Below are 23370 nucleotides of genomic sequence, written 5' to 3' on the forward strand. Positions count from 1 at the left end.
GTCAGATCTCGGGGTCGCCCTCGAGATGGCGGAGGTACTCCTCGACGATCTCGACGGTCTCGCGGTGGCCTGCGGACATGTCGAGCGCCCGCTCGATGACCAGGACGCGAGACACGCTGGTCATCAGCACCGACCACACCAGCGGGGGAAATTTCACCGGGTCGACACCGTAGCCCTCGAGGATCGTGGTCAGCGCCTTGCGCTGTTCCTCGCGGAAGCGCTCGGCGTAATAGGCGATCTCGGCCTTCAGCGCTTTGCGATGGTTGGCCAGCGCGATGAACTCCATGGTGATCGTGGTCGCCGCGGGATCGGTGCTGAACCGCCACAGCGCCCACAGCGGCTGCGGCGCCTGCAGCATCTGCGCCTGGACCTCGAGTCCTTCCTCGGCGCGACGGCGGAACGCGGCCAGGAACAATTCGTCCATCGTGCGGAAGTAGTAGTGCACCAACTGCGGCTTGAGCGCCGCCCGTTCCGCCACGCGGCGCGAAGTCACTGCGGCGTAACCCTCTTCGAGCATCAACTGCTCGGCGGCGTCGAGCAGCACCGTCCGGTTCTTGGCGTCCGGTGCCCCGATCCTGCGGGCCGAAGTCATGCTGAGGTTCCACGCTCTCGCCGAAAATTTGCTGAACATGGGTGATCGTAGCGTCGGCCCAGGTTCTCGCCTTGACCACGACATTAGCGTCATGCTAAGCAGGTGCTCAGCAAGTTCCGCACATTCGCCGGATTCAGTCCTGGGCGGCATCACATCTGGCCGCTCACACACCACGGGTAAGACAGCCTCGGGAGGCGCGTAACACCATGAGCACCTACGACTCGATCGATTTCTTCACCGACCCGTCGCTGGTTCCCGACCCGCACCCCTACTTCGACTACCTGCGGAGCCAGAACCCGGTGCTGCGGCTGCCGGTCTACAACGTCGTGGCGGTGACGGGGTGGGAAGAGGCCAACGCGGTCTACAAGGACCCCGAGACCTTCTCCAACTGCGTCGCGCTCGGTGGTCCGTTCCCGCCGCTGCCCTTCGAGGTCGACTGCGACGACCTCACCCCGCTGATCGAGGCCAACCGCAGCCAGTTCCCGATGTTCGAGCACATGGTCACCATGGATCCGCCGGACCACACCAAGGCGCGCTCGATCCTGAGCCGGTTGCTCACCCCGAGCCGGCTGAAGGAGAACGAGGAATTCATGTGGCGGCTCGCCGACCGTCAGCTCGACGAATTCCTCGGCAACGCCGAGTGTGAGTTCATCGCGGAGTACTCGAAGCCCTTCGCCACGTTGGTGATTGCCGACCTGCTCGGCGTGCCGGAAGACGACCACAAGCAGTTCCGCACGGTACTGGGCGCGGACCGTCCTGAGACGCGAGTAGGTGCTATCGACGGCGGGTCGGTGGGCATCAACCCGCTGGAGTGGTTGGACGAGAAGTTCTGCTCCTACATCGAGGACCGGCGCGCCAACCCGCGCGACGACGTGTTGACGTCGTTGGCGACGGCGCTGTACCCCGACGGAACCACTCCCGAGGTGATCGACGTAAGTCGTTCCGCGACATTCCTTTTCGCCGCCGGCCAAGAGACCACCGCAAAGCTGCTCTCCGCGGCACTACAGGCGTTGGGCGACCGGCCCGAGATACAGCAGCGGCTGCGCGAGGACCGCAGCTTGATTCCCGGCTTCATCGAGGAGTCGCTGCGCTTCGAGAGCCCGGTCAAGAGCGACTCCCGGCTCGCGGTGCGCTCGACCACCATCGGTGGCGTCGACATCCCGGTCGGCACCGTGGTGATGATCCTGCCCGGCGCCGCCAACCGCGACCCACGCCGGTTCGAGAACCCGCACGAGTTCCAGATCGACCGCAAGAACGTCCGCGAGCACATGGCTTTCGCGCGCGGCGTGCACTCCTGCCCGGGCGCGCCGCTGGCCCGCGTCGAGGGCCGCGTCTCGATCGAGCGCATCCTGGACCGGATGTCGGACATCTCGATCAGCGAGCCGCAGCACGGTCCGATCGACGAGCGGCGCTACACCTTCGAGCCGACCTACATCCTGCGCGGGCTCAGTGATCTACACCTGACGTTCACACCGCGTCCCGCGCTCGCACCGGTGAGCTGAGCAAAGCCCCGAGTGTGCAGGTTGTGAGCGTTCCCGGGACGACTTTCCAGACGTAACCAACACAGTGGGCGTCCCGGACACGGCGACCCTTATCCGGTGACCACGGGCAGCCGCGCCCAGCCGCGGACGCTGGCGGTGTGGGCGCGTTCGGCGTTGGCGTAGTCGACCTGCCAGTCAGGCCAGCGCTTGAGCACCTCTTCGAAGGCCACCCGGGCCTCGAGGCGGGCCAGCGCGGAGCCGAGGCAGAAGTGCAGGCCTTGGCCGAAACTGAGATGGGCGCCGCGACGGTGGATGTCGAAACGATCCGGGTCGGGAAACTGACTTTCGTCGCGATTGGCAGAAGCGTTGAGCAGCAACATGAACGAGCCCGCCGGCACTGTGCGACCGTACAGGTCGGCGTCCTGCGCGACGTAGCGGGCCTGGACCGGCGACGGCGGTTCGAAGCGCAGCGACTCCTCGATCGCGCCCGGTATCAGCGAGTGGTCGGCAACCAGTTCGCGGCGTTGCTCCGGGTGGTCGGAAAGTAGCTGCGCCATGAAACCGATCAGGCGGGTGGTGGTCTCGTTGCCGGCGCCGGCGATCATCGCGGTGTAGGACAGCACCTCGGTGCGCGTCAGCGGCCGTTTGACTCCGTCGGCCTCCTCGATCTCGGCCGCGAGCAACTCGGTCATCAAGTCGTCGGAAGGGTGCTCCGCCCGGTATTCGATGAACTCGGCGAACATCGTGATGGTCTCTTCGAAGATCTTCTGGCTGACGGCTTCCGGGCCGGCCCCTTTGGCGACGTCGATGAACGCGCCGTTGCGATCCCGGATGCGGGCCTGGTGTTCTTCGGGAATGCCCAGCAGGTAGCCGATGGTCCGCATCGGCAGCACGGAGCCCAGATCGGCGATGAAGTCGAATCCGTCGCTGCCGACCAGCGGATCCAGTTCGCCGGTACAGAAGTCGCGGACCAGTGACTCGACCGCGAGCATGCGCCGCGGGGTAAAAACCTTCGACAACAGTTTGCGATGCAGGTCGTGCAGCGGCGGATCCTCGAACAGCAGGATGCCCGGCGGCACTTCGATGTTGTTGAACAAGATGTCGGCGGTGGTGCCGCGGCCGGAGCGGTAGGTCTGCCAGTTGTGCAGCTCCCGTGCGACGTCCTCATACCGGCTGAGCGCGTAGAAGTTGTACTTCTCGTTGTAGTACAACGGAGCTTCCTCGCGCATCCGTTTCCATACCGGATACGGATTGTCATCGATGTCGGAATCGTATGGGTCGTAATATAACTCGACGGTGTTGATGTCTGACATGTTCGCCGGAGCCCTTCAGTCGTTGCGGTGCAGGAAGCCGTGCAGAATCGCCTGGACGAGTTCGTCGACGATCACTTCTCTCGACGGCGGCGCGGCGCCGAAGTAAGTCGACCGCAGCGCCGCCATCCCGGCGATCATCGCGACCGTGGAGTGCGCCGGCAGGTCGGGATGATCCGAATGCATGCCGCGCAGATTCATTCCCTCGCCGCTGATCCGGCCGAGCACCTGAAAGGCCCGCTTGACGTCGTCGACGCCGGTCTCGGCGAGCTCGTCCGCGCTCAGCGCGTCGGCCGCCATGAGGGTCAGCAGCAGACCCTGGTGTTCGACGAACAGGTCGTAGAGCTGGCTGACGAAGTGGCCCGTCAGCTCCTCCTCGACGGCCTCCTCGTGATCGACCGATTGCCAGGTCTCGCCGAATTGGTCGATGAAGCTGGTGAACGGCTCGACCAGTGCCTCACGGAACAACGCGGCCTTCGAGCCGAAGTTGCGGAACAGCAGGTGCTCGGTAACGCCTGCCGCCGTGGCGATTTCACGGGTGGTCGTACTCCGGTAGTCCTGGCGGCCGAACAGCCGCCGGGCGGCGTCGAGCAGCAGCCTGCGGGGCTCACCACGGGGCCGGCGGATCGGAGTGGGCGCGGCAACGGTGGTCCGCTTGGCGGTTGATCGTTGGGGCACAAATTGAGGATAGTATGTGCTATTCAATTAGGATAGTATTCACTACCCAAAGAGCCAAAGCTGTCTCGGAAGGATGGTCGACGTGGGCGCCCTGATCATGCTCGGCACGCTGTTCGGACTGGTCGTGTTGATATTCGGCCTGGTGTTCCGGTTCGACCCGGAGGCCCGCGACCGAGGAACGATCAGATGACACCGGTCATGCAGGCGGCCAGTGGGTTCGCGCTCATCGGCGGCATCTCCTTCGTCGTGTTGGCAGTCGTCCTTAGCGTTCGCCAGGGACGTGTGCATCCCCTACTGTTGCTGTGCATTTCGGCGATCTCTTTCTCATGGATCGAGGCTCCATACGACTGGGCGATGTACGCGCAGTTTCCCGCCGCCATCCCGCGCATGCCGTCCTGGTGGCCGCTGAACATGACGTGGGGCGGGCTGCCGCTGTTCGTGCCGATCGGCTACATCTCGTACTTCGTGCTGCCGGCCTTCACCGCCACCGCACTCGGGCGTTGGCTGATCGCGCGCTTCGGCTGGCGCAGGCCCCCAACGCTTTTGATCGTCGGCCTGGTGGTCGGCTTCGCCTGGGCACTGTTCTTCAACGGCTTCCTCGGCGCCAAACTCGGTGTCTTCTACTACGGCAGGGTGATTCCCGGCCTCGCGATCCGCGAGGGCACCCTGCACCAGTACCCGCTGTATGACTCACTGGCGATGGCCATCCAGATGATGGTCTTCACCTACCTGCTGGGTCGTACCGACGCCGAAGGCCGCAACGTCATCGAGATGGTCGCCGCCAGGCGGGCGAAGACTCCGCTGCAGGCCTCGCTACTCTCGGTCGTCGGGGTGATCGTCGTCGGAAACGTCTTGTACGGCGCTGTTTTCGCGCCACACCTGATCACCAAGCTCGGGGGCTGGGTCACCGCGGAGCCTCCCGGCCAACTGTTCCCGGGCGTGCCGAATCAGCCCAAATAGGACACGTCGTGCCCCGCTCAGTCGAAAGCGTGCCGCGGCAACGTCATCGGGATGTCCAGCGAGCTGAGCAGTCCGGGCGCGGCAGCGACGACGTAGGGAATCGCGTTGACGACACGCATCGCGGTGGACGTCATCGCGGCCCGGCCGGCGCCGTGGCCCTCGGCCTCGCCGAGCGTCATCTCGCAGTGCACGTCGGGATCGCCGGCAATGTCGACCCGGTAGGTCGCGTCGCTCTCCGAGCTCGGCCAGTCGGGCGCGACGTCGCGTGCCATCCGGATGATGTGCTCGATCACGATGGCCTCGCGGCCGTTGACGAAGCCCGCTGCCCGGGTCCGGACCGCCCCGCAGGTCCCCGCCGGGATCGTGCCGAACGCGACTTCGATGTCGCGATCGGTCAATTCCCGGTCGAGCGTGCCGCGGATCTCCTCTATCTCGACACCGAGGCCCGAAGCCATCAGGTGTATCGGTGCCTTCCAGGCCATTTCGATGAATCCCGGTGTCTTGAGCATCGGCTCGAAGTCGAGTGGACGGCCGAAGCCCATGCCGTCCATCATCACGTCGGCGACAGGGTAGTGATCGTTGAGCGCGACCTCGCTGGCCGTGATGCAACGGATGTTCCTCGACTGGGTGCTCATCAACAGCGCGAGCTGGTCGGAGGCGAAGCCGGGAAAGATGCCGGAGCCGTAGAACGACGCGCCCCCGGAGGTGGCGGCGGCGTCGAGCTGCTGGTACCAGTCGGGCGCGAAGTATGCGGGCGGGTAGACCAAACTGGTCGACGAGGTCGAGACCACGTTGACACCGGCCTTCAGCAGTCGCAGATAATCGCGGACCGCGGCGGCGTCGCGCTCGGGGCCACTGGCCGAGTACACCACGCAGTCGGGCTTCAGCGCGATCAGCACGTCGGCATCGTTGGTGGCCGCCAGCCCGATCGGCTCACCACCGGCCAGCTCGCCGACATCCCTGCCGACTTTGTCCGGCGAATGAACCCATACGCCAACCAGTTCCAGATCGGGGCGACGGATGATCGCCTCGATGGCGGCGGCCCCCACGCCTCCGGTGGACCAAGCGACGACGCGGGTGCTGGGCATCGGAACTCTCCTTCAGTTGGACTGCGCCCGCGCGCTCACGGCGCCGGCGAGTTCGAGATAGCGCCACGCCACATCGGGCGCGATGCCGCCGCACAGTGGGTGCAACGGGAGCGGACGTCCGCTGCGGACGTAGTCGACCGCCTCGTCGGGGGTGAAGATCCGGTACGGCCCATCCGCGTCGCGCAGCGCATCGACGGTGTCGGCCCGGGTGATACTGGCCACCGAATTGTCCTGCGGCCGATAGGAAGCTGCGGTCACCGCATCGTGCAGCAGGTGCGGCCCCAGCAGCCGCCATGCCTCGTCGATGTCTTCGGCGACGAAAACCGTTGTTGGAGAACCGGGTACCGGGAACTGCACGACACCGGGATCGTGCCCCGCGGCCCGGCACTGCGCCTCGTAGAAGTCCCGCAGGTCCGGCGAGTCGGTCTGCGAGATGAATCCGAGACCGTGCGTCGCGGCACGGCGGGCGGCGGCCCTACTGCCACCGGCGATCAGCACCATCGGCCCGGAAGCCGACCCGCACGCGGGCGTCACGCGCACCCGACGACCCTGGTACTCAACGGTTTCGCCGTGCAGGAGTCCGTCGAGCAGGGTGACGATCTCATCGGCTGCCCGGCCGCGGGTGCCGATGTCGACGCCGAAGTGCTCGTACTCCTCGATCCGGTGGCCGACGCCCAGCGCATAGGACACCCGACCCCTGCTGACCAGGTCGAGCACGCACATCTCCTCGGCCAGCCGCACCGGATCCCACAGCGGAATCGGCACGGCCGCAAGCAGTATCGCCAAATGAGTGGTCCGCGCCGCAATCGCCGACGCCAATATCAACGGGGTCGGCAGGTGGCCGTCGTCGGTGCCGTGGTGTTCGGACAGCACCGCGATGATCGCGCCGCGCGTCTCGGCCCACGCGCACATGTCGATCGCGGCACCGTAGAGATCGGCCGCGGGCGCGCCCCAGTCCGAGGCACGCATATCGAACCTGAGCGTGAACATTGTTCGAACCTAACATTTGGTCACATCAAGGAGGATACACATGGCGCAACGCCCCTATCGAGTCGTCGTCTGGGCTACCGGCGGCATCGGTTCGATAGCGATCCGCGCGATTGACCGGCGACCCGAGCTCGAACTTGTTGGGGTGTGGGTGCATTCGCCGGAGAAGGACGGCAAGGACGTCGGTGAGCTCGCCAACGGTGAGCCGATCGGACTGGCGGCGACGACCGATGCGGACGCGCTGATCGCGCTCCAGCCCGACTGCGTCGTCTACGCCGCGAGCGGGCCCGAGCGAGACGCACTCGCCATCCCGGATTACGTCAAGCTGCTCGAGGCCGGCATCAACGTTGTCACGACGAGCACCACCAGACTGGTCAACCCGCACCTGTACGAGCCGGCGGAGTGGCGCGACCAGTTGGTCACCGCGGCCAAGCAGGGGCAGGTGTCGCTATACGCGTCGGGCATCGAACCCGGTTTCGCCGCCGACTACCTGCCGCTGGTGCTCGCGACCCAGTCGTCGTCCATCGAGAAGATCCACGCATTCGAGATGGGGCTGTACGACGACTACGGCGTACCCGACATCATGATCAACGGGCTGGGCTTCGGCCAGCCCCTCGACTACCAACCGTGGATCAGCTTTCCGGGCGCGATCGCCGGCGAGTGGCAGGGCCAGATCCGACTGATCGCCGACGCACTGGGCGCCGAATTACAGGAATTGCGTGAGGGTTTCGACCGCGCGGTGACCAACCGAACGCTCAACGTCGCGATGGGCACCGTGGAGGCCGGCACCTGCGGTGCGATCAGGATGCAGGCCATCGGGGTGGTGGACGGCAGGGAGGCGATCGTCATCGAGCACGTCACCCGGCTGGCGCACGACGTCGCGCCGGACTGGCCGGTCGGGATCGGGGATCTGTCCTACCGGGTGATGATCACCGGCGACCCCGATATCGACTGCACCCTGGCGGCCACGCTGCGGGATCCGAAGCGGGCCGGCATCGCCGGAATGACGTCCGGCGCCGGCGCAATGGTGGCCACTGCGATGCGCGTCGTCAACGCCGTGCCCTATGTCGTCGACGCGCCGGCCGGGTTGCTCAGCTCGGTGGATCTGCCGCTGACCATCCCGCACAACGCCCTTGTCGCGCGGTGACTTACGTGTCGGCGCGGGTCCAGAAGGTGTGGCCGGCCTGCGCGATACAGATCAGGAAGAGTCCGTCGGGCGCCTGCGCGACGTAGTTCATGAACGTGTGGCAATCGGCGTTCTCTTCTTTGATGCCTGCCATCGGAGGTGAGCGGAACCACCTCGCCTGGTATCGCCGAGGCGAGCCGCAGAACATCAGTCGTCCGGGCTGCGTCGCCGGCGTATAGCCGCCGGAGACGCCGAACGCGTAGTAGGTGGTGTTGTCGCACGGTGCGCCGAGGACCATGTTCGAGGCGATGCCGGGCGTACACGCCGGATAGTCGCACACGGTCGGCCCTGCCGCAGCCAACGGCTGCACCAACGCACTGACTCCGATCAGCGCAGCAACCAACGCGATAAAGCAACGCACGTCGTTAGTTTTGCACGCGCGATAAGAAAATTCTCCTATTCGGAGAAGAAGGTCGAGCGCTGTCTCACCGCATCGGGCCTGCAGGTTTGGGTGATAACGTGACTATCCGTGTGTAGCCCGGAACGAGCCCAGGACCAGTGACGGACTCCGACCGCGATCCATCCAGCACCGAAGCCCCGGACCCGCTCGCGGAAGCCGAACGGGAGCTCGCGCGCGCCGAGGAACGCGCCGAGGCCGCCCGTGCGCGTGCGGTCGAATTGCGGCGCGAGGCGGAGTCCGATCCGGGCGACGAGTCCGATCCTGGCGATGAGCCCGAAGACCTCACGCCCACACGGTGGCGGAAGCGCCCCCGGTTGCCCTGGCGGTTCCACCGGCCCAGCGGAAAGACGGTGGGGATCGGCGCCGCGATCGTGCTCGTCGGCGCATCGCTGGCCGCCAGCGGCTACATCGTCTGGCAGCATCGCGCGCTCGAACAGCGCCGGCAGCATGTCGCGGAATTCACCGAAGCGGCGCGGGAAGACGTCGCGACGCTGATGTCCATCGATCCAGCGCACGCCCAGGAGAGCATTCAGCACACCATCGACAGCACCACGGGTGCACTCAAGAGCCAGCTCGAAGCGACGTCCGGGTACATGGTCAAAAACGCCCAAGAGGCGCAGGTCACGACCAAAGCCACGGTGCAGGAAGTCGCCGTCGAGTCGATGACCGACAACTCCGCGGTCCTGCTCGTGGTGGCGAAGTCCGACACCACCAACGCGGACAAATCCCAACGGCCCTCAGCGTTTTGGCGGATCAGTGTCAATATCGATCGTGATGGAGATCGGCTCAAGATGTCGAAACTGGACTTCGTCCAATGATTTCCAAATCAGAGCTGTCGATCGAGGGCGATGCGGCCGTCTCGAACGACCCGGAGAGCACCGGAGCGATCGACCGTTTCGTGTCGAGCGTGGTGGCCCACTGGCGCCCGGTCGCGTTGGCGGCATCGGTACTCGCCTCGGTGGGACTTGCGGTGTTCCTGTTCCTGGCTGAATACCTGCCGGATCGGCAAATCGACGAGGCCGCGGCCCGGACGGTCATCGCTGCGGCCTCCGAGGGTGCCGTTGCGGCGCTGTCGTATTCGTCCGATTCGTTGGATCGCGACTTCACCAGGGCGCGCTCGCATCTCACCGGAGACTTCCTGGCCTATTACGACAAGTTCACCAAGGACTACGTGGTGCCCGCGGTCAAGGACAAGCATCTCTCGCAGACCGCCGCGGTGGTCAGGGCCGCCGTCTCGGAGCTGGACGCGGGCTCGGCCGTGGTGCTGATCTTCCTCAACGAGACCACGCTCAGCAAAGACAAACCGCAACCGCTGATGACGCCGAGCGGTGTGCGGATAACGCTCACAAAAGTGCGCGGGAGCTGGCTCATCTCCAAGCTGGACCCAGTCGTCTGACCGCTGTCACCGTCTCGTTCGAACCCGTGCCAGGGAAAACTCGGCGGTGTTATTCTCGTCGGACGAGAACGCCACTACCGGTGCCGTCGAGGAGTAGACGATGCGACCACCTGGAGCTGTTGCCACCGCGATGCTGTTGACTGCCAGTGCAATTGGCCTTGTAGGTTCCGCGACGACCACTGCTCATGCCACGACGAAGGAGGACGTGGCGATCAATGGAACCTATCGAGTTACCTCAATTGGCAACTGGGCCAAGATCAACGACCAGTACAACGGCGAGCCGACGACTGTGCAGACCTGGACGGTGCACTCGACCTGCAGCACGTTCCTGGCGTGCGACGGCTCGATGAAGAGCGACGAGGGCTGGAGCGCCCGGATGTACATGCTGGACGGGACTTCCTGGTACGTCAAACGCGAGGTTCCGGATTGGGAGCGGTGCCAAGACGGCACCGCGTTCACCGGTAAGCAGACCTTCTCCTTCTATCCCGCAAGCGCCGACGGTAGCGGCTATTTCGAGCTCGGGTCACCGGTCATGGCGGGCCGCAACAAGACCGTCGGCCCGAGCGGCGCGTGCGGGCAGAACCAGTGGCTGACCATCGATATGCCGCTGCGTATCGACAAGATCAGCTGACCTGACAGTCGACGTCCGCTCTATACCGGGAACATGTCCTGCCACTTCTTGTGCGCCGACCCGCCCAGGTCCGACTGCTCGTAGAACTTCCCGTCCGGCGTGATGTAACGCCCGTCTCTGGGGTCGTAGGTGGCGACCGCAACCGGCGGGACGGCCTGAGTTGCCTTGCCGTCAAACGAACTTGGGTGAGCCTTCGGTTGGCCGCCGCCGTCGATCACGGCGGGTGGCCGCGGGGGCGTTGCCGGTCGATGAATGGCGGCCGGGGGGGACGGCACGTCGAGTGGCGCTATCGAGGGAAAGTCGTGAGCCTGAGTCGACATGTTCGCTCCCGACGGGACGGGGGGCGTCGCCGCGCCCATCGTGCCCGGTGGGGGCGTTGCTCCGCGCGGTCCCGGGGGTGTGCCGCGCGGGACGGCCCCCAGCGGCAGCGGCGTCCCCTCCAGCGGACCGAAGATCCGCTTGTCCGAGGTCACCCGGTCGTCGGGCGGGATGCCCTGGGCGAGCAGGTTGGGATCCAACGGCGACGGGCCGAGCACATGCTGGCGCATGGCCAGCGGCATGTACGGCTTGTCGCTGTTGCAGATTTCGACGGTGGGCGCGCGCTTTCCCGGATGCCCCATGCACGGATAGTTGCGGGCGCCGCGCACGGCGAGTGGTGAATCCTGTGGCAGTTTGCAGTACAAGCCGTCCGGCGTATCGATCACGGTCGTGTCGGCCGGGGATCGCCACTGGTTCTGCGGCAGAAAGCCGACCGTGCAGATCGGCGGATCGTCGACCGTGAGCGAGAAGTCGCCCCGGGCCTGACCGTCGGGCCAGTTCGTGCTGCCCGCCGTCTGTTCGTAGGCGACGGACGCAGGCAGCAGCACCAGCAGTTGCTCGAGCGAGGGGTGGTAGGTGACGCCGATCTGACCGATCGTGGTCAAATTCGCAAGCAGCACAGGCAATGTCGGCTTGATCTGCTGGAAGAGCCGCGACGCCTCGTCCAACGCGCCGGGTCCCTGTTGCAGCACCGTGCGGACCTTGGAGTCGTCGTTGGCCAGCACATCCGATACCCCGGCCAGGCTGCGGGCCCACGTCCGAATCGAGTCGGTTGTCTGCGCCTGGGCGTTCAACAACGACTGTGAATCCTCGGCGAGGGCGCGGGTCCGGTCGACGATGGCGTTGGAGTCGGCCGAGATCCGCGACGCCGCATCGCTCAGCGAACCGAGGTCATAGCCGGCCCCGTTGAACGCCTTGAACGACTCGTCGAGCAGCTGACCGATCTTGTTTTTCGGCAGGCTTTTCACCAAGGCGTTCAGTTGATCGAGCATCGGCCCTACCGCTTGCGGAATCGCGGTGTCGTGCGCCGCGATAACGGAGCCGTCGCGTAGATACGGCCCCGCGTCCGTGCGCGGTCGCAGGTCGACATACTGTTCACCCACCGCCGAGACGCTCAGCACATCGGCCTGCAGGTTCGCCGGGATCTTCTGCGAACTATCAAGTGAGAGCGTTGCTTTGGCGCCCCTCGCGGTCAGCGATACCGCGGTGACCTTGCCGACCTGCACTCCGCGATAGGTGACGTTGGAGAATCGATACAGACCCCCGGTCGCCGGTAACTCGAGCGTGACGGTCATCCGACCGATGCCGAGCAGCATGGGCGCCTGGACATAGAAGAGGGCCATCGCGATCACGCCGACGATGCCGACGATCGCGAAAATCAGCAACTGAATACGGACAAAGCGCGTCAGCATCTATCTACCCCCGTCCGTCGGCGCGGGCCCGGGTGGCGGACCGAATGCGGGTGCCGGAACGGCGGGACCGGTGAATTGGAGATTCGGCTGCCCGGGACCGGACGGCGGCGGCGCCTGCGGGCCCGGCTGGACTGCCGGACCCGGCAGCGTCGTGCTCGGCCTACCCGGGGGCGGACCGAAGCCCTCGTGTAACGGGTCGCGGGTGTACTGCAGGTACGGCGGGTCCCCGGGGGCGGGAATCTGCTGTTCGCCGAGCTGTCCGAAGTGCGTTCCGAGAAACAGGCCCTGCTTCAGCCGTGGAATCGAAAGGTCCAGCTGCACATGCAAGTTGAAGTAGTCACCGCGAACGGCACGGTCGACGAAGTTCTGGGTGAACGGGAAGACCGTCAACGCCGCGATCGCGGTGTCGATGTCCCCGCCCACGTCCGCGAGACCCTTGACTGTCGGCCCGAGATTGTTCAGATTTCGGACGAGGTCGGCCTCGGTGTCGTTGATCAGCCCGGTGGCGGTGTTGCTGAACTTGCGCAACTCGGCCAGCGCGGTCGTCAGCCGTGGTCGCTCCTTGATCAGCACATCAAGCGCGGGCGGTACCTTGCGCAATGCCTGCGTGAGAACCTCGCGCTGCGCAGCGAAGGTGCCGCCGATCTGATCCAGCGCCTCAATGGACGCGACGATGTTGTCGCGTTGTTCGTCGAGCGTCCCGACGAACGTGTCGAAGCGGTTGATCAAGTCGCGGACCGCGCCACCGCGACCGGCGAGCGCGGCGCTGAAGTTGTGGATGATCTCGCCAATCTGACCGAGTCCGCCCCCGTTGACGACGAGCGCCAGCGACGACAGGGTCTGCTCGGTCGAGGGGAAGGTCGACGACCGATTCAGCGGGATGGTGGCGCCCGGGCGGAGCCGACCGACGCCGGGCTTACCGAGCGGCGGATTGAGTTCCAGGTGCATCGACCCCAGGAGGCTGGTCTGGCCGATGCTGGCTTCCACATTGGCGGGGATGACAAGGCCGTGCTTGACCGAGATCTGGACGACGGCGTGCCAGTCCTTCACCGTCATCGGGCCGACGCTGCCGACCGTCACGTCGTCCATGAGCACCGGCGAATTCGACTCCATGGTAACGACATTCGCCAGTTCGACATGGTAGACGTCGGCGTCCGGGCCGCGCCCGACGGCTCCGGGCAATGGCAGCGAGTTGAGGCCGTGGAACGCACAACCGGTGCTCATCAACAGCACGCAACACGCGATCGCGAACACGCGCCGCACGGCACCCCGGCTCATCGCCCGACTCCTTCCCGGGCCAAAGGCCCGCAGCGTTGTCCGGGCGGCGATCACGGGTGGCCCGCTTCGGCCGGCAGCAGCATGCCCGGCAGACTCGGCCCGGGCGGCGGCGCCTCGGCGACGGAGGGTGGCGGCGGTTCCGGCATCGCCGCGCCCGGTATCCGGGGTAGCGGCACCGACGGCGCCGGACCGGGCACCAGCGAGTCTCCGTTGATACCGGTCCACGCCGAAATCGCGGGCGGGATTTCAGGCGGTCCGGGTTTCGGTCCGGCACCGCCGGGTGCCAGACGCGCTTCGCTGTATTCGACGTTGCCCGGGTCGACCGACTTCGCGATGAACGGGTTGATCGGGATCGGCAAGCTGTTGAAGTTCAGTGTCCGCAGACCGGGGCCGAGGAACAGCGAGCACAGCTTGCCCGACTCGGTCGCGGTGACGTTCTCGATCGCCTGGACCTGCGCGCAACCGGGGATGGGAACCGGCAGCAGCAGTCCGGATTGGGTGGGGTTGGCGAAGTCCATGATGCCGAACCCGCCCACGATGGTTCCGGTGTCGGCGTTGTAGTCGTTGAAGAAGTTGCTCAGCGCGGTCGGCGCGCCATGCAGGATGTTCTCCAAGGCCATGTGCTGATCGACCAGCGGCTGAATTGCCTTGCCCAGTCGGTCGATCTGCTCGCTCGCCTCGTCGCGGGTCCCGGCGATAAAGCGTTGCACCTCGCCCACCGCGCTCGACAGATCGGTCAGCGCCGCGTCCAGATCGGATTTGTTGTCGTCGACCACACTGGTGAGGCTGGCCAGCCGATTGTTGAACTGCACCATCTGAATGTTGCTGTCGCGCAACGCGGTGACGAAAGTCTGCAGGTTCTTGATGATGTCGACGATATTGCCGCTGCCGTTCGCGATGGTCCGCGCCACCCCGGACAGCTGAGTCAGCGTTTGGCGCAACTTCTCGCCGTTGTTCCCGTCCAGCGCGTTGGCGGCGCTGTCGATGAAACGCGATATCGAGGGCGTCGTAACCTTCGCGTTGGGACCCAAGTCCGTTGCCAGCCGCATCAATTGGGACTTGACCTCGTCCCACTCCACCGGAACCGCGGTGCGCTCGATCGGGATCACCGCACCGTCGGCCATCTTCGGGCCACTGGTCCGATACGAGGGCGTGAGTTCGACGTAGCGGGCCGCCACCAGGTTCTGGGTGATGATGACCGCTTTCGCGTCCGCCGGAACGGGCACGTCGTGGTCGATGTGCAAAGTCATCTTCGCTTTAGTGCCTTGCGGATCAATGGATTTGATCGTGCCGACCTTGACGCCCGAAACCCGCACCTCGTCGCCGGGATAGATCGCGGTGGCCGAGGAGAAGTAGGCGGTGATGGTCTTGGGGCCGAAGAAGAACTGCTGGATCGCAAAGGTTGCACCGCCGAGAAGGAGGACCGCCAGCGCCACTGCGGCAATCTTCGTCAGCTTGCCGCGAGGAATCCGGGGGCTCATTGACTGCCCCCGATCCGGCCGCCCAAGGTACAGCCCGGGCACTGCGGAGCGCCGTTGTACGGGAACGGAAGCAGCGCCCGCGGCACCGGGGACGGGAAGCCCGGGCCCTTGTTGGTGTCGAAGGTGCGGAATCCCCAGAGGTAGTCCAAGAATGGCTGGAACAGCTGCGGGACAAGGAAGTTCGGCACGAAGGCGGAGTAGGCGTACATGCTCGAGATGGCCTCACCCACGGTGATCTCGAACTTCGCGAGACCGGGCAGCGCCTTCTCGAAGTTGTCGCGATTCTTCTCCAGCACCGCGGTCACCGAGTTCAGCTTTTGCAACGCGGGCGCCAGCTTGCTCTCGTTGTCATGCACCAACCCGGACAACTGCTTGGACACATTCGATGTGGCCGACAACAACTGCACGATCTCGTTTCGGCGCGCGGCCAGGACCTGCAGCAGATCATCGGAGTTGAGGATCAGCTTGTTCACCTGCTGGCTGCGTTCGGACAGGATGCCGGTGACGGCGCTGGCGCTTTTGAACAGGTCGGCGAGGCTGGTGTTGCGAGCATTGAGGCTCTGCGTCAACCGGGTGACCGCGTCGAAGGTCGGTCCCAGTTGCGGGGCGATCTGATTCAGCGTCGTCGTCAATGTATCGAGTGACTGGTTGAGGGTCGCGGTGTTCGTCTGCTCCGCGTAGGCGGTGAAGTCGCTCACCGCTTCGGTCAACGAATACGGCGACGAGGTGCGCGTGATCGGAATGACGTCGAGGGGATGCATCGTTCCGCTGCCGGCCGACTCGATGGTCAGCACGCGTTCACCCAGCAGTGTGCCGGTGCGGATGTGGGCGCTGGTGTCCTTGCCGAGCGGAACGCTGCCCCGCATCATGAAGGTCACCATGGCGTCGCCTTCGTGCAACGAAACGTCCTGCACCGTGCCGACTTTGATTCCCGACACCGTCACCGCGTTGCCGACGGCAAGGCCGCCGGCCTCGGAGAACAGCGCCTGGTAACGGACGTCGCTCGCCAGCGACACCAGCCGATCGGGCGACAAGCCGACCAAGATCACCATCGCGATCAGGACGGCGCCGATGAACCCGGCCTTGATCAACCCGGCTCCGCGGTATTTCAGCATCAGGGATCCTCCGGTTCCGGTTCCTCGCACCGTTGAGCATCGGACCTGAAAAAGGGCGCCAAGACGGTCTTGCCCTGTAGGTCGGTGCCCCGGATCGTAATCTCGCACAGAAAGTAGGGGATGGTGGCGCCGAAGACGCCGAGCCGGACCAGCTTTCGGTAATTCCTCGGTGCCTTCTGGAACGCGGCGTCGAGGCGGTCCTTGTCGTCGTCGAGGTTCGGAGCCAATCGGCTGAGCTGATCCACGGTCGCCGACAGTGGCTTTCGCGATTTGCCCAGCAGGTCTGCGAGAGTGACGGTGCCGGTGCTGAGCGAGTCGATGGCCGGGCCGAAGGTGTCGCGGTCATCCGCCAGCCCCGTCACGAGCTTCTCCAGACGGTCGATTGCCCCGGAGAATTGGCCACCATCCTTGTTCAGGGTTGCCGCGACGGTGTTGAGGTTCTCGATCAGGTGCTCGATCGTCTGGTCGTGGTCGGCCAACGTGTTCGTAAAGGAAGTCGACTTGTTGAACAGCGACTGCAGGGAATCGCCCTCACCCTGGAACACTTCCAGCAGCGCCGACGACAGCGCGTTCACGTCACGTGGATTGAGCCCGTGAATAAGGGGTTTCAGCCCACCGAGCAACAGGTCGAGGTCGAGCGCGGGCGCGGTGTGACTCACATTGATTTGCCCTCCGCCGGGCAGTCGCTTGGCCGAACCCGGTCCGTCGACGAGTTCCAGGTAACGATCGCCGACAAGATTGAGATAACGCACCGCCGCCTTGGTGCCATCGGTGAGCGCGACCGTGTTGTCCGCGTCGAATTTGACCACGACCTTCTTGTCCGCCTGCAGCGCAACGTCATTGACGGTGCCCACCCGGACGCCGGCGACCCGCACCGAATCGCCCGCCTTCAACCGCGAGGCATCGTTGAAGATCGCCGAATAGCCGGTGACCGCACCGGTGCGGTACTGGCCGAAGGTGAAGAACAGGAACGCGGTCAGCACCGACATCACGACGGCGAAGACACCGAACTTGATCAGCGGGCCGCGCAGTGAGCCCCTCATCCCTGCTGTCCAATCTGGGCGGGGTTGCGAGGTGGGCCGTCGATCGGGCCGTACAACAGCTGTTTGAGGCCGTCGAAGTTGAGCAGCAGTTGCGGGTTCCCGTACACCACCGGGTTCGAGCCGGTGTCTGCGATGAGAACCTTGGCCTTGCTGTTGAAAGGGATCTTGGGCAGATTCATGCAGTGTGGGCCGCCCGTGGCCGCAACCTTGGGCAGGTTCGCCGGATAGCGATAGCGTTCGGCGCCGAACGTGAGGCTGGCGGAGATCGCGATGCTTGGTTCCGGCAACGGTGGCGTTCTGGACAGCTCCGCGTCGCCCCGCATGGTGCAGGTCAACGCCGGAGCGTACTCGTTGAGCAGATCGGTCGTCGGCGCGAGTAGATGGAAGACGTTCGTCAGATCCTTGCGGTTGGCGCCCAGGACGTCATTGCCGACGTCGGCGAGCCCTATCGCACTGAGTAGAAACGCGTCGAGATTGCGTTGCTCGTCGACGATCGACTTGCTGATCTTGACCGAATTGTCCAGTGCCTTGACCAGATTCGCGGACGCGTCGCCGTAGGCGCGGAACACCGGCGCCGACATCGCGATGTCGTGACTCAGCGCGGGAAGTTCCGGCTGAAACTTCGCCAGGAACGAATCGAGGTCACTGAATGCCTGGCCGATCTTCTCGCCACGGCCGCTGAGTGCCTGCGAGACCGCTCCCAGCGTCTCGTTGAGCTTGGCGGGGTCGAGCTTGCCCAGCACCGCCGTCAGCTGCTTGAACACCGTGTTGACCTCGACCGTGACGTGCTGGCTGTCGAGCACCTGACCGGCGTGCAATGCCGACGCCGCCGGTTCAGCCGGGGGCACCAGCTCGACGAACTTGGCGCCGAAAACCGTCGGCGAGGTGAGGTCGACGAGCACATTGGACGGAATCAGGTGCATCTCGGAGGGATACATCGCCAGGTGCAGTACCGCCTCACCGTCGGGCCGCGACTCGATCGAAGCGACCTTGCCGACCTGGACACCGTGCATCTTCACTTTCGCGTCCGGGTTCATCACCAGACCGGCGCGCGGCGATAGCACGGTCACCGGCACGCTCTCAGTGAAGCTGCCCTGAAACAGGCCCACGGCGACGGCGACGATCGCGACGAGGACCGCGACGGTCACCAGTCCCGTCAGCGCGCGTATCCCGTTGTGGGGCATGGCGTTTTCCCTATCCCGAGAGGTTGAAGTTGCCGTTGGAGCCGTAGATCGCGAGCGAGACCAGCAGCGTCACCGACACCACCACGATCAGCGAGGTGCGTACCGCATTGCCGGTGGCGACGCCAACGCCTTCCGGCCCGCCGGACGCGAAATATCCGTAGTAGGTATGCAAGAGCAGGACGGCGAGCGCCATCAACACCGCCTGCAGGAAAGACCACAGCAGGTCGATCGGGTTCAGGAAGGTGTCGAAGTAATGGTTGTAGAGACCCCCGGACTGGCCGAACAGCACCACCGTGGTGAATTGGCTTGCCAGGAAAGACAATATGACCGCGATGCTATACAGCGGTGTGATGGCAAGCATGCCCGCGATGATCCTGGTGCTGACCAGATACGAGATCGGCCGGATCGCCATCGCTTCCAGCGCATCGATCTCTTCGGCGATCCGCATGGCGCCGAGTTGCGCGGTGACACCGGCACCGAATGTTGCCGCCAACCCGATCCCCGCGACGACTGGCGCCGCGATGCGGACGTTGATGAAGGCGGCCAGGAATCCAGTGAGGGCTTCAATGCCGATGTTGCCCAGCGAGCTGTAACCCTGTACGGCGAGAGTGCCGCCGGCGGCCAGGGTCAGGAAGCCGACGATGACCACCGTTCCACCGATCATCGCCAGTGTTCCTGCGCCCATGCTGATTTCGGCGATGAGCCGAATGATCTCCCGGCCGTATCGGGTAACCGCGAAGGGAATGCCGGCCAACGCCTTACCGTAGAACGCGGTGTGGTCACCGACCGAGGTCAGGGCGCCGACGGGCCTGCGCCAGTAACCGAAGGCCCGGAAGGCCCGCGGATACGCGGCTTTCAGCGTCTTCACCGACACGGCATGTCTCCTACTATCACTTCGTCGTGAATCGGATGCCGATCGCCGTGACGACCACGTTGACAACGAACAGAGCCATGAAGGCGTAGACCACAGTCTCGTTCACTGCGTTGCCCACAGCCTTGGCACCACCGCCGGATACCGTCAATCCGCGGTAGCACGCCACCAGCCCGGCGATAAATCCGAACAGCGAGGCCTTGACGCACGAGATGACCACCTCGGGCACACCGGTGAGCAAGGTGATTCCGGCGGCGAAGGCGCCGGGGTTCACGTCCTGCACGAAGACTGAAAACACGTAGCCGCCAACGATTCCGATGATCACCACCAGGCTGTTGAGCAGCAGGGCGACCAAGCCGGCGGCGAGCATCCGCGGAGTAACCAACCGCTGTACGGGATTGATGCCGAGCACTTCCATCGCGTCGATCTCTTCGCGGATCGTTCGTGAGCCGAGGTCGGCACACATCGCCGTTGCGCCGGCGCCCGCCACGATCAGCACCGTGACCAGCGGGCCGACCTGGGTGACCGCACCGAACGCCGCGCCCGCACCGCTGAGGTCGGCCGCGCCGAGCTCGCGCAACAGGATGTTGAGGATGAAGCTGATCAGAACGGTGAAGGGGATCGCCACCAAGAACGTCGGAGCGAGGGCCACTCTCGCGATGAACCACGACTGCTCGAGGAATTCCCGTCCCTGGAACGGCCGGCGAAACATGAACTTGATGGCGTCGGCACCCATCGCGAAAAGACCGCCCACGGCCTGCATCGCACCCGCGACACCATTGGGCAGCGTGATCCCCGTGGACCAGCGCTCAGCGCCTTTGGTCGCCATCGACAACCACCGTCCCTCCGCGTCGTTCGCGTGAAACCACGCTCTCGAGCGGGGCGGGCCGGACGACCCCCACTTCTAGAAGCGTCCGGCGATTATTACCCACGCCGGATGCGCCGGGAGTGAAAATTGACAACCGAGGGACCTCCGAATTAAGTGACGGCACCGATAGTTTTGAGCTCGATGATGCGGTCCCAATCGAGGCCGAGCTCCTGCAGGATTTCGTCGGTTTGCTCGGCGAACCCGGGGGCGGGTCCCGAGACGGGCGCGGCCACGTCGAACTGCACCGGGTTGGCAACCAGTTCGAGTTCACCGGCCTGCACTACATATTCGTTGGCGCGGATCTGAGCGTCGCCCGCCGCCTGGAGGGTGTCCTGCACCGGCGCCCACGGCCCGGCGAGGGTGGCGAAGCGTTCGCTCCACTCCGCGAGCGTGCGGGTGGCCATCGCCTTGCTCAGAATCTGCACGGCCTCCGCGGTGTTGGCGGCGATCTTCTCGCCGCTGTCGAAGCGCGGATCGTCGGCCAGGTCGGGCTGGTCGATGTGCCGGCACACGTCGGCCCAGAACTTGCTCGCCTGCATCATCACGAACGAGATGTAGCGGTCGTCCGATGTCCGATACAGCCCCACCAACGGATTGATCGGCGAGCCGTGGGCGCCGGGCGGGAAGGCTTCCATGCGCTGGTTCAGGTGCACGGTCAGCGCCACGGTGTGCCCAAGCGACCACAGGCCGCTACCCAGCAGCGAGACGTCAACGATCGACGGCTCGCCGGTGCGCTCCCGCTTGAGCAGGGCGGCGGCGATGCCACCCGCCAGGTTGGTACCGGAAATGGTGTCGCCGTAGGCGGGTCCGGGCGGCCCCACCATGCCCTCGGTTCCGGGCGGGGTCATCGTGGCCGCGGTGCCGGCCCGGCACCAGAACGCGGTCATGTCGTAGCCGCCCTTTTCCGCCTCCGCGCCGCGCGGACCCAACGCGCTGCCGCGGGCATAGACGATCGTCGGATTGATCGCGCGGATGTCGTCGACGTCGATGCCGAACTTCTCACGGTGGCCGGGCAGGAAGCTGGTCAGGAACACGTCCGAGCGGCGGGCCAACTCGTACAGCACTTCTCGGCCCTCGGGCACCGAAATGTCCAGCCCGACGCTGCGTTTGCAGCGATTGGCGTGCTCGATGTTGGGGTTGGGATCGCCTTCGACCTTGAGCATGCCGGTCTGCCGCAGACCGCGCTGCGGATCGCCGGTCACGGCATGCTCCACCTTGACGACGTCGGCGCCCCACTCGGCGAGCACCGCACCGGCAGACGGAACGAACCCGTACATCGCGACCTCGAGGACGCGGATGCCCTCCAGCGGCCCGCTCACGCCGCACCCCCGGCAGCCGATACCGCCGGGACGGCGATCGTCTTGCGCTCCAAGAACTCCTCGAGACCCGCGACGCCCATCTCACGACCCACGCCCGACTGCTTGAACCCACCGAAGGGCGCGTCGGCGCTGAAGTAATTGCCGCCGTTGACCGAGAACGATCCGGCGCGGATACGCCGCGCGACGGCCAGCGCGCGGTCCTGATCGGCACTGAACACCGCTCCGGCCAGTCCGTAGATGGAGTTGTTGGCGATGCGAACCGCGTCGTCGTCATCGTCGAACGCGATCACCGCGAGCACCGGACCGAAGATCTCCTGCTGCGCGATCTCGCTGTCGGGGTCGACGTTGGTCAGCAGTGTGGGCGCATAGAAGTAACCCGGGTCGAGCTTCGTGCCGCCGGTGACCAGCGTCGCGCCGTCGGCCACGGCGCGCTGCACCATGCCGTCGACCTTCTCGCGCTGGCGCTCGTTGATCAGCGGGCCCATGTAGGTCTTGGGGTCGGCCGGGTCGCCGTGGCGGACCTTGGCGAAGTTCTGCGCAATCAGGTCGACGATCTCGTCGTGGTGGGTGCGCGGCACCAGCAGCCGCGAGGTCAGCGCGCAGCCCTGGCCGGCATGGGTGACCATGGAGAACGCGGCGAACATGCTGGCGCCGGCGAAGTCGGCGTCGTCGAGCAGAATCGCCGCGGACTTGCCACCGAGTTCGAGGAAGACCTTCTTGACGGTCTCGCTGGCCGCGGCCATGATCCGGCGCCCGACCGGAGTGGAGCCGGTGAACGTGATGACGTCGACATCGGGGCTGGTGGTCAAGGCCTCGCCGACAGCGGCATCCGACGAGCTCAGCACGTTGACGACGCCGGGCGGGATGTCGGTGTGGTTCGCGATGATCTCGCCCAGCGCCAGCGTGACGAGCGGGGTGTCCGGCGCGCCCTTGAGAATGACTGTGCATCCGGCGGCGAGCGCCGGCGGCAGCTTCGCCAGCGCCAACTGGTTCGGGTAGTTGTAGGCGATGATCGCGCCGACCACCCCGGCGCCTTCCTTCTCTACCCACCGCTTGTGCCGCATGCCGCGCGACTCGATTTCACCGAGGTCTTCGGTCATCGAGTAGTCGCGCAACAGGTCCGCGTAGTAGCGAACGATCTTGATCGGCTCGTCCAGTTGGGCGCCCTGGGTCAGGGCGCGAGTGGCACCGACTTCGGCGATGGTGAGCTCGCGCAGTTCCTCCGCGTGGTCCAGCAGCGCCTGATGCAACTGCTCGAGGCACCGGACGCGGAACGCGGCGTCGGTCGACCATGTCGTGGTGTCGAAAGCCCGGCGCGCGGCCGCGATGGCCTCCAGCGCTTCGCCGATGCCCGCGTCAGGGGCGTAGCCGATGACGTCACCGGTGGCGGGGTTGACCGAAGCGAAGACGCGCTCGGTTGCGACGAGCTGACCGTCGATCAGCAGCCGCCGGTCGGAGTTACCGTCCGTCGATGGGCCGTGGCCCACGGTGGCGGTGGCGGCTTGCTGCGGTGGCATTCAGGCTCCTCAACACGTGGATAATTGCATTCTCATCCGGGGCGAATCTTACATTCCGACTACGAGAATTCAACCAAACGGAAGAAACGAGACTGCCATACTTGTGGGCGATATGCGCACATCGTGATTACGGAGTCGCCGCAGGCCGGAGCAGGTTTTTGAGCCGTCTTGCGAGCCGCCGCAACGCGAGAGTAAGGTTCTCGTATTCGGAAGGGAGATTCTTGGTGAGCGATACGGTTCCTGTCCCGGTGACCC

General features: G+C 65.4%; 22 protein-coding genes. 6 read left to right on the plus strand and 16 right to left on the minus strand.

Features of this window, described 5'->3' with window-relative positions:
- Position 1: 1 nt before the first annotated feature.
- Complete coding sequence (locus PT015_RS13840) at positions 2-592, minus strand: TetR/AcrR family transcriptional regulator (protein WP_313824453.1); 591 nt, start codon at positions 590-592, stop codon at positions 2-4.
- A gap of 206 nt (positions 593-798) precedes the next feature.
- Here PT015_RS13840 and PT015_RS13845 point away from each other — a divergent pair, with 206 nt between their 5' ends.
- A complete protein-coding gene (locus PT015_RS13845; protein WP_285185192.1) occupies positions 799-2094 on the plus strand; it encodes a cytochrome P450 in 1296 nt (431 codons plus the stop codon).
- 89 nt (positions 2095-2183) lie between these two features.
- Here the strand turns inward: PT015_RS13845 and PT015_RS13850 are convergent, their stop codons facing one another.
- Both PT015_RS13850 and PT015_RS13855 read right to left on the minus strand, forming a co-directional pair.
- Positions 2184-3386 (minus strand): cytochrome P450, encoded by a 1203-nt coding sequence (locus PT015_RS13850; protein WP_285185193.1) that lies wholly within the window; start codon positions 3384-3386, stop codon positions 2184-2186.
- Positions 3387-3401: 15 nt separating this feature from the next.
- Positions 3402-4061: a TetR/AcrR family transcriptional regulator gene (locus tag PT015_RS13855; RefSeq protein WP_285185195.1), complete on the minus strand. Its 660-nt coding sequence runs from the start codon at positions 4059-4061 to the stop codon at positions 3402-3404.
- A gap of 186 nt (positions 4062-4247) precedes the next feature.
- Here PT015_RS13855 and PT015_RS13860 point away from each other — a divergent pair, with 186 nt between their 5' ends.
- A complete protein-coding gene (locus PT015_RS13860; protein ID WP_285185196.1) occupies positions 4248-5021 on the plus strand; it encodes a spirocyclase AveC family protein in 774 nt (257 codons plus the stop codon).
- Positions 5022-5038: 17 nt separating this feature from the next.
- Here the strand turns inward: PT015_RS13860 and PT015_RS13865 are convergent, their stop codons facing one another.
- Both PT015_RS13865 and PT015_RS13870 read right to left on the minus strand, forming a co-directional pair.
- The gene (locus PT015_RS13865) at positions 5039-6109 is read right to left on the minus strand and encodes an NAD(P)H-dependent amine dehydrogenase family protein (RefSeq protein ID WP_285185199.1); all 1071 of its coding nucleotides are present in this window, start codon (positions 6107-6109) and stop codon (positions 5039-5041) included.
- Positions 6110-6121: 12 nt separating this feature from the next.
- A complete protein-coding gene (locus PT015_RS13870) occupies positions 6122-7099 on the minus strand; it encodes an LLM class flavin-dependent oxidoreductase (RefSeq protein ID WP_285185200.1) in 978 nt (325 codons plus the stop codon).
- A gap of 40 nt (positions 7100-7139) precedes the next feature.
- Between PT015_RS13870 and PT015_RS13875 the strand changes: the two genes are divergently transcribed.
- Positions 7140-8243, plus strand: coding sequence for an NAD(P)H-dependent amine dehydrogenase family protein (locus PT015_RS13875; RefSeq protein WP_285185201.1), 1104 nt, complete (start codon positions 7140-7142; stop codon positions 8241-8243).
- Between the two features lies 1 nt (position 8244).
- On the opposite strand, the gene PT015_RS13880 is transcribed toward PT015_RS13875, so the two are convergent.
- The gene (locus tag PT015_RS13880; RefSeq protein WP_285185202.1) at positions 8245-8643 is read right to left on the minus strand and encodes a hypothetical protein; all 399 of its coding nucleotides are present in this window, start codon (positions 8641-8643) and stop codon (positions 8245-8247) included.
- A 137-nt stretch (positions 8644-8780) separates the two neighbouring features.
- Between PT015_RS13880 and PT015_RS13885 the strand changes: the two genes are divergently transcribed.
- The 3 genes from PT015_RS13885 to PT015_RS13895 all read left to right on the plus strand — a co-directional run bounded on the left by PT015_RS13885 (position 8781) and on the right by PT015_RS13895 (position 10709).
- Positions 8781-9500 (plus strand): hypothetical protein, encoded by a 720-nt coding sequence (locus PT015_RS13885; RefSeq protein WP_285185204.1) that lies wholly within the window; start codon positions 8781-8783, stop codon positions 9498-9500.
- Positions 9497-10078, plus strand: coding sequence for a twin-arginine translocation pathway signal (locus tag PT015_RS13890; RefSeq protein ID WP_285185206.1), 582 nt, complete (start codon positions 9497-9499; stop codon positions 10076-10078). The genes PT015_RS13885 and PT015_RS13890 overlap by 4 nt, the downstream gene beginning before the upstream one ends.
- Before the next feature lie 100 nt (positions 10079-10178).
- Positions 10179-10709, plus strand: a complete 531-nt coding sequence (locus tag PT015_RS13895) for an Rv2253/PknI dimerization domain-containing protein (protein ID WP_285185208.1) — start codon at positions 10179-10181, stop codon at positions 10707-10709.
- A 20-nt stretch (positions 10710-10729) separates the two neighbouring features.
- Here the strand turns inward: PT015_RS13895 and PT015_RS13900 are convergent, their stop codons facing one another.
- The 10 genes from PT015_RS13900 to PT015_RS13945 form a co-directional block, all read right to left on the minus strand.
- Entirely contained in the window at positions 10730-12439 is a 1710-nt protein-coding gene (locus PT015_RS13900; RefSeq protein ID WP_285185210.1) for an MCE family protein, read from the minus strand.
- Positions 12440-13717, minus strand: a complete 1278-nt coding sequence (locus PT015_RS13905; RefSeq protein WP_285185212.1) for an MCE family protein — start codon at positions 13715-13717, stop codon at positions 12440-12442.
- A gap of 50 nt (positions 13718-13767) precedes the next feature.
- Positions 13768-15198, minus strand: a complete 1431-nt coding sequence (locus PT015_RS13910) for an MCE family protein (protein WP_285185214.1) — start codon at positions 15196-15198, stop codon at positions 13768-13770.
- A complete protein-coding gene (locus PT015_RS13915) occupies positions 15195-16313 on the minus strand; it encodes an MCE family protein (RefSeq protein ID WP_285185216.1) in 1119 nt (372 codons plus the stop codon). Before PT015_RS13915 ends, PT015_RS13910 begins: the two co-directional genes overlap by 4 nt.
- Positions 16313-17356 carry an MCE family protein gene (locus tag PT015_RS13920; RefSeq protein WP_285185218.1) on the minus strand — a complete coding sequence of 348 codons (1044 nt, stop codon included), beginning with the start codon at positions 17354-17356 and terminating at the stop codon, positions 16313-16315. The genes PT015_RS13915 and PT015_RS13920 overlap by 1 nt, the downstream gene beginning before the upstream one ends.
- Positions 17353-18540: an MCE family protein gene (locus PT015_RS13925; RefSeq protein WP_285185220.1), complete on the minus strand. Its 1188-nt coding sequence runs from the start codon at positions 18538-18540 to the stop codon at positions 17353-17355. Before PT015_RS13925 ends, PT015_RS13920 begins: the two co-directional genes overlap by 4 nt.
- 10 nt (positions 18541-18550) lie before the next feature.
- A complete protein-coding gene (locus tag PT015_RS13930) occupies positions 18551-19414 on the minus strand; it encodes an MlaE family ABC transporter permease (RefSeq protein WP_390887813.1) in 864 nt (287 codons plus the stop codon).
- 16 nt (positions 19415-19430) lie between these two features.
- Complete coding sequence (locus PT015_RS13935) at positions 19431-20240, minus strand: MlaE family ABC transporter permease (protein ID WP_285185221.1); 810 nt, start codon at positions 20238-20240, stop codon at positions 19431-19433.
- A gap of 149 nt (positions 20241-20389) precedes the next feature.
- On the minus strand, positions 20390-21556 hold the full coding sequence (locus PT015_RS13940; RefSeq protein ID WP_285191111.1) for a CaiB/BaiF CoA transferase family protein: 1167 nt from the start codon (positions 21554-21556) through the stop codon (positions 20390-20392).
- Positions 21557-21594: 38 nt separating this feature from the next.
- Complete coding sequence (locus PT015_RS13945) at positions 21595-23115, minus strand: aldehyde dehydrogenase family protein (protein ID WP_285185222.1); 1521 nt, start codon at positions 23113-23115, stop codon at positions 21595-21597.
- Positions 23116-23370 lie beyond the last annotated feature (255 nt).

The sequence above is a fragment of the Candidatus Mycobacterium wuenschmannii genome (genome assembly GCF_030252325.1).
Classification (GTDB): domain Bacteria; phylum Actinomycetota; class Actinomycetes; order Mycobacteriales; family Mycobacteriaceae; genus Mycobacterium; species Mycobacterium wuenschmannii.